This window comes from Acidovorax facilis (genome assembly GCF_023913775.1).
Classification (GTDB): Bacteria; Pseudomonadota; Gammaproteobacteria; order Burkholderiales; family Burkholderiaceae_C; genus Acidovorax; species Acidovorax facilis.
Genome location: NZ_JAMXAX010000169.1, coordinates 1 through 11,348, shown reverse-complemented (window position 1 = coordinate 11,348; position 11,348 = coordinate 1). Strand labels below are relative to the sequence as shown.

8 protein-coding genes are annotated in these 11,348 nt (G+C 67.7%); 6 read left to right on the top strand and 2 right to left on the bottom strand.

All coding sequences use genetic code 11. From position 1 onward, the window contains the following. On the bottom strand, positions 1–1,342 hold a 1,342-nt coding region (gene norR, locus NFX52_RS27325; protein WP_252635909.1), incomplete at its 3' end, for a nitric oxide reductase transcriptional regulator NorR. A gap of 238 nt (positions 1,343–1,580) precedes the next feature. Here norR and NFX52_RS27320 point away from each other — a divergent pair. From NFX52_RS27320 to ipdC, 6 genes are all read left to right on the top strand, one after another. After that, positions 1,581–3,863: a nitric-oxide reductase large subunit gene (locus tag NFX52_RS27320; RefSeq protein ID WP_055402461.1), complete on the top strand. Its 2,283-nt coding sequence runs from the start codon at positions 1,581–1,583 to the stop codon at positions 3,861–3,863. A gap of 71 nt (positions 3,864–3,934) precedes the next feature. Beyond that, a complete protein-coding gene (locus NFX52_RS27315; RefSeq protein WP_055402463.1) occupies positions 3,935–4,363 on the top strand; it encodes a hemerythrin domain-containing protein in 429 nt (142 codons plus the stop codon). A gap of 218 nt (positions 4,364–4,581) precedes the next feature. Next, positions 4,582–6,600 carry a ribonucleoside triphosphate reductase gene (locus NFX52_RS27310; protein ID WP_055402465.1) on the top strand — a complete coding sequence of 673 codons (2,019 nt, stop codon included), beginning with the start codon at positions 4,582–4,584 and terminating at the stop codon, positions 6,598–6,600. Between the two features lie 97 nt (positions 6,601–6,697). After that, positions 6,698–6,901 (top strand): anaerobic ribonucleoside-triphosphate reductase, encoded by a 204-nt coding sequence (gene nrdD / locus NFX52_RS27305; protein ID WP_055402467.1) that lies wholly within the window; start codon positions 6,698–6,700, stop codon positions 6,899–6,901. Between the two features lie 37 nt (positions 6,902–6,938). Beyond that, positions 6,939–7,586, top strand: coding sequence for an anaerobic ribonucleoside-triphosphate reductase activating protein (locus NFX52_RS27300; RefSeq protein WP_238385807.1), 648 nt, complete (start codon positions 6,939–6,941; stop codon positions 7,584–7,586). A 187-nt stretch (positions 7,587–7,773) separates the two neighbouring features. Further along, positions 7,774–9,432 (top strand): indolepyruvate/phenylpyruvate decarboxylase, encoded by a 1,659-nt coding sequence (gene ipdC / locus NFX52_RS27295; protein ID WP_055402471.1) that lies wholly within the window; start codon positions 7,774–7,776, stop codon positions 9,430–9,432. Positions 9,433–9,500: 68 nt separating this feature from the next. Here the strand turns inward: ipdC and recQ are convergent. After that, positions 9,501–11,348, bottom strand: a 1,848-nt coding sequence (gene recQ / locus NFX52_RS27290; RefSeq protein WP_252635908.1) for a DNA helicase RecQ, incomplete at its 5' end; no start/stop codon positions are given.

Below are 11,348 nucleotides of genomic sequence, written 5' to 3'. Positions count from 1 at the left end.
CGCTGGCGGCGTCGGCGTCCAGGTCGAGCAGCGCGGGCTCCAGCGTCACGATGTCGGCGCGGTTCACGCCCCGGCTCAGGGCCTTGAGGGCGGCGCGGCTGACCACATGCTCCAGCTCGCGGATGTTGCCCGGCCACGGGTAGCGGCGCAGTGCGTCCTGTGCGCTGGCAGACAAGCGCAGGCTGCGCAGGCCCAGGCGTGCGCGGTTCAGTTCCAGAAAGCGGCCTGCCAGCAGCAGCACATCGTTGCCCCGTTCGCGCAGCGGCGGGATGGGCACGGGGTACACCGACAGCCGGTGGTACAGGTCGGCGCGGAACGCGCCATCGCGCACCTGGTCGCGCAGGTTGCGGTTGGTGGCGGCGATCACGCGCACGTCCACGCGGCGCGGTCGGTCGGCGCCCAGGCGCTGGATCTCGCCGTTCTGCAGCGTGCGCAGCAGCTTGGCCTGCACGGCCAGTGGCAACTCGCCCACCTCGTCGAGGAACAGCGTGCCGCCCTCGGCCGCCTCGAAGCGCCCCGGCCGGTCGGCCACCGCGCCCGAGAACGCGCCGCGCACATGGCCAAACAGCTCGCTCTCGGCCAGCGACTCCGGCAGCGCCGCGCAGTTCACGTGCACCAGCGGGCGGGTAGCGCGCGTGGACTGGCGGTGCAGCAGGCGCGCAAACAGCTCCTTGCCCACGCCGGTCTCACCCAGCAGCAACACGGGCAGGTCCGAGCCCGCCACCACCTCCAGCTCGTGCAGCAGGCGCAGCAGGGGCTCGCTCTGGCCAACGATCTCCATGTCGCCATCGCCCGCGCGGGTGGTGCGCTCGTCGTCGGCGCTGCGGGTGTGGGGGGCGCTGCGCAGCGCCTGCACCTCGCGCTCCAGCCGCGAGATGCGCACGGCCGCCTCCACCAGCACCTTGCAGTCGGCCAGCGCGGCGCGTGCGGCCTCGCCGAAGGTGCCGGTCTGCAGCGCGTCCAGCGTCAGCACGCCCCAGGCCTTGCCGTCCACCCACAGGCTCACGCCCATGCAGTCGTGAACGGGCAGGGGCTCGCCCACCAGGGTGTCGAGCAGGCCGTCGTAGGGGTCGGGCAGGGTGCTGTCGTGGTCGAAGCAGGTCACCTCGCGCCGCGCCAGGATGGCCGCGAGCCGGGGGTGCTGGCTGACCACAAAGCGCCGGCCCAGCGCCTCGCGCACCAGACCCTCCACGGCCACGGGGCGCAGGTGGTCTTCTTCCAGCTGCAGCAGGGCCACGGCGCCGCAGTGGAAGCGGGTGCGCAGGTGGTCGGCCAGCCGCTGCAGGCGCACGGCCTGGGGCAGGTCGGTGGCCAGGTCGGCCAGCAGGGGGCTATGGTCCATGGTGAAATTTACCTTTAATGGGTGAATTAAACCCCATTCGGGACGGGTCAAAAAAACCATGAACGGTGTAAGTGGTTGATTTGATGGGCCTGCAACCCTGGCCCGGCGCTTGCGATGTGGGCAGGGACACCGATTCACTCGTTCAAAAAAGCCATGACCACAAGACCCCGACCACACGCCGCCAGCGCACGCTGGCGCAGCCCCTTCGTTGTTGTTCTGTTGAAGCAGGAGGCCCGCCATGGGTAACTACCGCAAGCTCTGGTTCACGCTGATTGGCGTGCTCATCGTCACCTTCAGCCTGCTGGGCTACTACGGCGCCGAGGTCTACCGCACCGCGCCGCCCATCCCCGCGAAGATCGCCACGGCAGGGGGTGAAGTGCTTTTCACCCATGACAGCATCCTCGACGGACAGACCGCCTGGCAGTCGGTGGGCGGCATGCAGCTGGGTTCCATCTGGGGCCACGGCGCGTACCAGGCACCTGACTGGACGGCCGACTGGCTGCACCGCGAGCTGCTCAACTGGCTCGACGTGGCCGCCGAGCGCGCGCATGGCAAGCCCTTTGCCGAGCTGGATGCGGCAGCCCAGGCCGTGCTGCGCGACCGCATGAAGACCGAGTACCGCACCAACACCTACAACCCCGAGACGGGCGTGGCCACGGTATCCACTACGCGTGCCGACGCCATTGCCATGACGGCGCTGTATTACGGCCAGCTCTTCAGCGATGCCCCCGCACTGCACAAGACCCGCGAGCACTTCGCGATGAAGGAGAACACCCTGCCCAGCGCCGAACGCCGCGCGCAGATGACGGGTTTCTTCTTCTGGACGGCCTGGGCCGCCGCCACCGAGCGCCCCGGCACCACGGCGACGTACACCAACAACTGGCCCCACGAGCCGCTGATCGGCAACAAGCCCACGGCCGAGAACATGGTCTGGTCGGTGATGAGCGTGGTCGTGATGATGGCGGGCGTGGGCTTCCTCGTGTGGGGCTGGGCCTTCCTGCGCAAACACGACGAGGTAGAGCCGACACCACCCCAGCACGACCCGCTGTCGCGCGTGCCGCTCACGCCCTCGCAGCGCGGGCTGGGCAAATACCTGTTCCTCATCGTTGCGCTGTTCAGCTTTCAGGTGCTGCTGGGCGGCTTCACGGCCCACTACACGGTGGAAGGCCAGCAGTTCTACGGCATCAACGTGTCGCAGTGGTTCCCCTATTCGCTGGTGCGCACCTGGCACATCCAGAGCGCGCTGTTCTGGATCGCCACGGGCTTCCTGGCAGCCGGCCTGTTCCTCGCGCCGCTCATCAACGGCGGCAAGGACCCGGCCTGGCAGAAGCTCGGTGTGGACATCCTGTTCTGGGCGCTGGTCGTGGTAGTCGTGGGCTCGTTCGTCGGTAACTACCTGGCCATCGCGCAGATCATGCCGCCCGAGTGGAACTTCTGGCTGGGCCACCAGGGCTATGAATACGTGGACCTGGGCCGCCTGTGGCAGATCGGCAAGTTCACCGGCATCGCCTTCTGGCTGGTGCTCATGCTGCGCGGCATCGTGCCAGCGCTGCGCACCCCCGGCGGCGACAAGAACCTGCTGGCGCTGCTGACGGCGTCGGTGGTGGCCATCGGCCTGTTCTACGGCGCGGGCTTCTTCTACGGCGAACGCACCCACCTCTCGGTGATGGAGTACTGGCGCTGGTGGGTGGTGCACCTGTGGGTCGAGGGCTTCTTTGAAGTGTTCGCCACCACGGCGCTGGCCTTCATCTTCTCGACGCTCGGCCTCGTGTCGCCACGCATGGCCACGGCCGCCAGCCTGGCCTCGGCCTCGCTCTTCATGCTGGGCGGCGTGCCCGGCACTTTCCACCACCTGTACTTCAGCGGCACCACCACGCCGGTGATGGCCGTGGGCGCATCGTTCAGCGCGCTGGAAGTGGTGCCCCTGGTGGTGCTGGGCCATGAGGCCTGGGAACACTGGCGCCTGCAGCACCGCGCGAAGTGGATGGCCAACCTCAAGTGGCCCCTCATGTGCTTCGTGGCCGTGGCCTTCTGGAACATGCTGGGCGCGGGCGTCTTCGGCTTCATGATCAACCCGCCGATTGCGCTGTATTACCTGCAGGGACTCAACACCACGCCGGTGCATGCCCACGCTGCGCTGTTCGGGGTGTATGGCTTCCTGGCGCTCGGGTTCACGCTGCTGGTGCTGCGCTACATCCGGCCGCAGCTGGTGTTCAGCGAGCGGCTCATGAAGACGGGCTTCTGGTGGCTCAACGCGGGCCTGGTGCTGATGATTGCCACCAGCCTGCTGCCCATCGGACTGTTCCAGTTCCACGCCAGCGTGAGCGAAGGCCTGTGGTACGCCCGGGGCGAAGCCTTCATGCAGCAGCCCTTCATGCAGACCCTGCGCTGGGTGCGCACCTTTGGCGACGTGGTCTTCATCGTCGGCGCGCTGGCCATGGCCTGGCAGGTGGTGAGCGGGCTGTTCGGCTCGCGCGCCCCGGCGCAAGCGGGCCCCTACCTGGCACAGGCCCGTCGCTGAAATGCACCGTGCGCGGCGGCTGCCACAAGCGGCCACCGCGCTCACACACCGTTTGCGCACAAGGACTGACCATGAACCTCGACAAATTCAAACACCAGCACACTGACATTCTGCGCAGCATCGCCACCTTGCGCGCCCTGGCCCAGGCGGGCGTAGAGGCCAATGCCAGCGCCATCGCGCAGGGCATCGTGGCCATGAGCGGCACCATCAAGCTGCACCTGGCCGTGGAAGACCAGGTGCTGTACCCCGCACTGCAGCGCGGCGGCAACGCCGAACTGGCGCGCCTGGGCCGCCAGTACCAAAGCGAGATGGCATCGATCGCCAGCGCCTACGACGCGTTTGCACGCCGCTGGAACACCGCCGAGGGCGTGCGCCGCGATGCCCAGGGCTTTCGCAACGAGGCCAACGTGGTGCTGCGCCGTGTGTTCGAGCGCATGCAGCGCGAAGACCATGACTTCTATCCGCGCATCGAGGAGGAAGAAGCCACCGCCTGCCATTGAGCAGCACCCTCCTGCGCCCCACTGCATGCCTGCGCATGCACCTCTGATCCATCGGTAGGGCCTGACGGCACCTTCCTTTCCGCCGGCCTCTGTGCCGGCATTTTTTTACCCCTGCTTACCGCCTCGATTGTGTTGAATCAAACTACCTATAGTGTTTGGTGGGTATCGTGGACACCATAGGTAGTGTTTTTAACCCGTTCCACAGATTGGTCGAACCCATGGCGTCCACCCTTGCCACCTTGCCCCGCGAAGTCGTTTTGCGCAGCGGCCAGCGCGTTCCGTTTGATGCCGAACGCATCCGCGCCGCGCTGGCCAGCGCCGGGCAGGCCTCGGGTGAATACGGCGCCGACGAAGCGGCGTTGCTCACCTCCCAGGTCACCAAGGTGCTCATCCACCGCTTCCAGGGCGAGGCCCCCACCATCGAGCAGATCCAGGACGTGGCCGAGCAGACGCTGATCGCCGCCAACCACCTGGCCACGGCGCGTGCCTACATCGTCTACCGCGAGCAGCACGCCACACTGCGCGCCGACAAGCAGACGCTGGTGGATGTGGAAAGCTCCATCAACGAATACCTCACGCGCGCCGACTGGCGCGTGAACGCCAACGCCAACCAGGGCTACTCGCTGGGCGGGCTGATCCTGAACGTGGCGGGCAAGGTCACGGCCAACTACTGGCTGTCGCACGTCTACACGCCCGAGATCGGCGAGGCGCACAGGAGCGGCGACCTCCACATCCACGACCTCGACATGCTCAGCGGCTACTGCGCGGGCTGGTCGCTACGCACGCTGCTGCACGAGGGGCTCAACGGCGTGCCAGGCAAGGTCGAGGCGGGGCCGCCCAAGCACATGAGTTCCGCCGTGGGGCAGATCGTGAACTTCCTGGGCACGTTGCAAAACGAGTGGGCGGGCGCGCAGGCGTTCTCGTCGTTCGACACCTACATGGCACCCTTCGTGCGCAAGGACGGCATGGACTACGCGCAGGTGCGCCAGTGCATTCAGGAGCTGGTCTACAACCTCAACGTGCCCTCGCGCTGGGGCACGCAGACGCCGTTCACCAACCTCACCTTCGACTGGACCTGCCCCGAGGACCTGCGCGAGCAGGTGCCCGTGATCGCCGGGCAGGAGATGCCCTTTGCGTACGGCGACCTGCAGGCCGAGATGGACCTCATCAACCGCGCCTACATCGACGTGATGACGACTGGTGACGCCAAGGGCCGGGTGTTCACCTTCCCCATCCCCACGTACAACATCACCAAGGATTTCCCCTGGGAGAGCGAGAACGCGCAGCTGCTGTTTGACATGACGGCCAAGTACGGCCTGCCGTACTTCCAGAACTTCATCAATTCCGAGCTGGAGCCCAACATGGTGCGCTCCATGTGCTGCCGCCTGCAGCTGGATTTGCGTGAATTGCTCAAGCGTGGCAACGGCCTGTTCGGCAGCGCCGAGCAGACCGGCAGCCTGGGCGTGGTGACGATCAACTGCGCGCGGCTGGGCTACCTGCATGCGGGTGATGAAGCGGGCCTGCTAGCCGCGCTCGACCGCCTGATGGAGCTGGGCAAACAAAGCCTGGAGACCAAGCGCAAGCTGATTCAGCGGCTGATGGACCAGGGTCTGTTCCCCTACACCAAGCGCTACCTGGGCACTTTGCGCAACCACTTTTCCACGCTGGGCGTGAACGGCATCAACGAGATGGTGCGCAACTTCACGGCGGACCAGCACGACATCACCAGCGAGTGGGGCCATGCGTTTGCCTTGCGCCTGCTCGACCACGTGCGCGAGCGCATGACCGCCTTCCAGGAAGAAACCGGCCACCTCTACAACCTGGAGGCCACACCCGCCGAAGGCACGACCTACCGCTTCGCCAAGGAAGACAAGAAGCGCTGGCCCGCCATCCTGCAGGCGGGCACGGCCGAGCAGCCCTACTACACCAACTCGTCCCAACTGCCCGTGGGCTTCACCGACGACCCGTTCGAGGCGCTGATACGGCAGGAGGCACTGCAGGGCAAGTACACCGGCGGCACCGTGCTGCATCTATACATGGGCGAGCGCGTTTCCAGCGGCGCGGCCTGCCGCGAGCTGGTGCGGCGCGCGCTGACGAACTTCCGCCTGCCCTACATCACCGTCACGCCCACGTTCTCCATTTGCCCCACACACGGCTACCTGGCGGGCGAGCACCCGTTCTGCCCGCGCTGCGACGAAGAGCGGCTGGATGCCAAGCGGCGGCGCCTGGCCGCCTGACGCCGAATAGCAAGATTGATTGGCATCAATCGCTTGTCCATCAAGCGCATGAAGCTATCAAAAAAGTAGCAAATTTCTCAACCCTGAAGGAGTTTTCGTGAGCCATTTTTCTACCCCCGAACAGGCCGCTCTGGCCGCCGTGCAACTCACCGACGACGAGCGCCAGCCCTGCGAGGTCTGGACCCGCGTGATGGGCTATCACCGCCCTGTGGCCAGTTTCAATACCGGCAAGCAGGGCGAACATGCCGAGCGCCGCTTCTTCGCCGAGCAGGGCCGTGGCTGCAGCAGCAACGCCTGCTGAGGCACGGGCACCCGCGTCCGCGCTGCGGCTGGGCGGCATGACACCGCTCACCACCATCGATTTCCCCGGCCGCCTCGCGGCCGTTTTGTATTGCCAGGGTTGCCCCTGGCGCTGCGGCTATTGCCACAACCCCGAACTGCTCGATGCCATCCAACCGCCCTCGCTGCCGTGGGCGCAGGCGCTGGCCTTTCTGGAAAGCCGGCGCGGCCTGCTGGACGGCGTGGTCTTCTCGGGCGGCGAGCCCACGCTGCAGGCGGGCCTGGGCGCGGCGCTGAACGCAGTGCACAGCCTGGGCCTGCAGACCGCCCTGCACACCGGCGGCATGTACCCCGAGCGGCTGGCGGCACTGCTGCCGCAATTGGATTGGGTGGGTCTGGACATTAAGGCCCTGCCGCAGCGCTACAGCGCCATCACCGCCACACCCGGCAGCGGCGCGCGCGCCTGGGACGGGCTGGAGGTGCTGCTGGCCTATGGCACCGACCACGAATGCCGCACCACCTGGCACGCGGGCCTGTTTGGTGTGGATGAGTTGCTGGACCTGGCCCAGGCCCTGGCCGCGCGCGGCGTGCGCCGCTGGGCGCTGCAGGAATGCCGCGCCCCCGGCGCACCGGCCTGGGCGCTGACCACGGCGCACCAGCAGCAAATGGCCGCGTGGTTCCCCTCCTTCACGCTGCGCCGGGCCTGAGCGGGTGGGGGGCGGATTTGTCCGGTGCTTGGCGCAAATTTATTGCGCTTTTAAGTCGAAAACAGAACGAATCTGCGAACTTGCGCCAGGAGCCGCTGGGTTTGATGCGCATCAGAGCCGCCTCGGACACGCCGCGTGGATCATCCGCCACCGCCGCACAACGGCACCCCCTGCAAGGAACACGTCCATGACCCCCCTCGGCCTTCAACTGCTGCACGCGCTCAAGCACCACGGCGCGCGCGAGATCTTCGGCATCCCCGGTGACTTCATTCTCCCCCTGTTCAAGCAGATCGAGGAGAGCGGCATCCTGCCCCTGGTCACGCTCAGCCACGAGCCCTCGCTGGGCTTTGCCGCCGATGCCGCCGCGCGCATGCACTGCGGGCTGGGCGTGGTGGCTGTCACCTACGGCGCGGGCGCGCTCAACGTGGTCAACGCCGTGGCGGGGGCCTATGCCGAGCGCTCGCCGCTGGTGGTGCTGGCCGGCTGCCCCGGCGAGGTCGAGGCGCACTCGGGCCTGGTGCTGCACCACCAGGTGCGCCATGTCGATTCGCAGTGGCGGATCTTCCGCGAGATCACCTGCGACCAGGTGCGCCTGTCCGACCCCGCCACCGCGCCCGCCGAGCTGGCCCGCGTGCTGCGCAGCTGCCGCGAATACTCGCAGCCCGTGCTCATCGAGGTGCCGCGCGACATGACGCTGCACCCCATGGCCGAGGTGCCGGTGCTGCCCCCCAGCCCGTTCAACGCAGCCGCCGTGGCCGAATGCGCCGACGAATGGATGGCCCGCATCCAGGCTGCCCAGCGCCCCGTGCTGGTGGTGGACGTGGAGGTGCGCCGCTTTGGCCTGGAGGCCCGCGTGGCCGAGCTGGCGCGGCGCCTTCAGCTGCCCGTGCTCACCACCTTCATGGGCCGGGGCCTGCTGGCCGAGGACGCGGGGCATGCCGGCGTGCCCTTCCACGGCACCTACCTGGGCGTGGCGGGCGCGCCCGAGACCAGTGCGCTGCTGGACGACTCCGACCTGCCCGTGATGCTGGGCGCCATCCTGTCGGACAGCAACTTTGGCGTGAGCGCCCAGCGCATGGACTTCCGCCGCGCGCTCATCGCCGCGCACCGCGAGGCGCGCGTGGGCCACCACTTGTACCCGAACATCCCCCTGGCCGCGCTGGTGGAGGCGCTGCTGGCCCGCGCCCCGGCCGCAGGCGCCAAGCCGCCGCGCGCCCTGCCGCCCCCGCCCACTTGCCCCGAGGGCCTGGTGGCCGACGATGCGCCCGTGTGTGCGGCCGACCTCTCCCGCGCGCTCAACGACCGCATCCGCGCGCACGGCCCCATGAACATCGTCGCGGACATTGGCGACTGCCTGTTTGCTGCGATGGAGCTGCTGCCCACCCCGCTGGTGGCGCCGGGCTACTACGCGTCCATGGGCTTCGGCGTGCCGGCCGGCATCGGTGCGCAGGTGGCCACGGGCCAGCGCAGCCTGATCCTGGTGGGCGATGGCGCCTTCCAGATGACGGGCTGGGAGCTGGGCAACTGCCCGCGCCTGGGGCTGGACCCCATCGCCATCGTGCTCAACAACCAGACCTGGGAAATGATCCGCGCCTTCCAGACCGAATCGCGCTGCGCCGCCCTGGGCGACTGGCACCTGGCCCAGGCTGCCGATGCGCTGGGCGGGCGCGGCCACTGGGTGCACACGCGGGCGCAGTTCAAGGCGGCGCTCGATGCCGCTTTTGCCGAGCGCGGTCGCTTTCAGCTCATCGAGTTGATGGTGCCACCGGGCGACAGCACGCCCACGCTGCGGCGTTTTTCAGAAGGCATCCGGGCCCTGCGGGCGCGGGCGGCGTCGGGCGCCTGAGCGCGAAGGATCTGTTCACGTAGGCCCGCACGCATCGCATCGCGGGGCAGCAAAGCGCGGCAGCGGGGCTACCCCGCGCGCACCACGCGCAGGACGTCCGCCCCGTACGCCTCCAGCTTTTTCGCCCCCATCCCGCTGATGCCCTGCAGGTCGTCGAGCGTGCCGGGATTGCGCTCGGCAATCGCGGCCAGCGTGGCGTCGTGAAAGATCACATACGCAGGCAGGTTGTGCTCGCGTGCCACCTCGGCCCGCCAGGCCTTGAGGTTGATGAAACGCACCTGCGCATCGGGGCCAAGATTGGCGGCCGCGGCGGGCGGCGCGCTGCCCGTGCCCTTGCGGGTGCGCGTGCGTTTGGCCGGTGCGGACGACACCGACTCGCGCAACTGCACCGGCACCTCGCCCTTGAGCACCGCGCGCGAACCCTCGGTGAGGCACAGCGTGTCAAAGCTGTGGCCGCTGTCCAGCATCACCTTCTGCAGGCCTAACGCGCCGGTGGCGATCAGCTGGCGCAGCACGCCGCGCAGCTGGGGCTCGGTCAGGTCTGCACCAATGCCGAAGGTGGAGATTTTTTCGTGCCCGAACTGCGCGACCTTCTCGGTCTTCTTGCCGCGCAGGATGTCCATGATGTGCCCCGTGCCAAAGCTGATGCCGCTGGCCTGGTTCACGCGGTAGATGGTGGAGAGCAGCTTGCGTGCCGCATCCGTGGCGTCCCACACCGCCGGTGGGTTCAGGCAGTTGTCGCAGTTGCCGCAGGGTGTGGACTGCTCCCCAAAGTACGCCAGCAGCCGCACGCGGCGGCAGTCGGTGGCCTCGGCCAGGGCCAGCAGTGCATCCAGCTTGCCGCGCAGCGCCTGCTTGAACTCCTCGCCGGCCGGGCTTTCGTCGATCATGCGGCGCTGGTTGACCACGTCGTTCAGGCCATACGCCATCCAGGCATCGGCGTTCAGTCCGTCGCGGCCCGCGCGGCCCGTTTCCTGGTAGTAGCCTTCGATGTTCTTGGGCATGTCCACATGGGCCACAAAACGCACATCCGGCTTGTCGATGCCCATGCCGAACGCGATGGTGGCCACCATCACGATGCCTTCCTCGCGCAGGAAGCGATCCTGGTTCTTCTGACGCACTTTCGTGTCCAGACCCGCGTGGTAGGGCAGGGCCGTGATGCCCGCGTCGCTCAGCGTGTTGGCCAGCTCTTCCACGCGCTTGCGCGACTGGCAATACACCACGCCCGCCTCGCCCGCATGTTCGCGCTCGATGAAGCGCAGCAGCTGCGTGGTAACGTCCTTCTTTTCCTCAATGCGGTAGCGGATGTTGGGCCGGTCAAAGCTGCTGATGAACAGCCGCGCGTCTTCGAGCTGCAGCCGCTCAATGATGTCGGCCCGCGTAAGGTCATCCGCCGTGGCCGTGAGTGCAATGCGCGGCACCCGCGGGTAACGCTCGTGCAGCAGGGTGAGCGCCCGGTACTCGGGGCGAAAGTCGTGGCCCCACTGGCTCACGCAATGCGCTTCGTCAATGGCAAACAGCGAGAGGTGCCCGCCGTCGTACAGGCTGTCCAGCAGGCCCAGAAAACGCGGCGTATTCAGCCGCTCGGGCGCGGCGTACAGCAGCGTGATGTCGCCCGTTTGCAGGCGCAGTTCCACGTCCTGCGTCTCTTCATAGCTGAGGGTCGAATTCAAGAACGCCGCGTCCACCCCCGCCTCGTGCAGCGCGCCCACCTGGTCGTGCATCAGCGCGATCAGCGGCGAGATCACGATGGTCACCCCGCGCCCCTGCTGCTGGCGCACGATGGCCGGCACCTGGTAACACAGCGACTTCCCGCCGCCCGTGGGCATGAGCACCAGCGCATCGCCACCCGCAATCACATGCTCAACGATGGCCTGCTGCGGGCCGCGAAACTGCTCGTAGCCGAAGACGTCGTT

Coding starts and splice junctions, on each gene's coding strand:
- NFX52_RS27320 (WP_055402461.1), top strand. CDS start 1,581: ATGGGTAACTACCGCAAGCTCTGGTTCACGCTGATTGGCGTGCTCATC.
- NFX52_RS27310 (WP_055402465.1), top strand. CDS start 4,582: ATGGCGTCCACCCTTGCCACCTTGCCCCGCGAAGTCGTTTTGCGCAGC.
- NFX52_RS27315 (WP_055402463.1), top strand. CDS start 3,935: ATGAACCTCGACAAATTCAAACACCAGCACACTGACATTCTGCGCAGC.
- NFX52_RS27300 (WP_238385807.1), top strand. CDS start 6,939: ATGACACCGCTCACCACCATCGATTTCCCCGGCCGCCTCGCGGCCGTT.
- ipdC (WP_055402471.1), top strand. CDS start 7,774: ATGACCCCCCTCGGCCTTCAACTGCTGCACGCGCTCAAGCACCACGGC.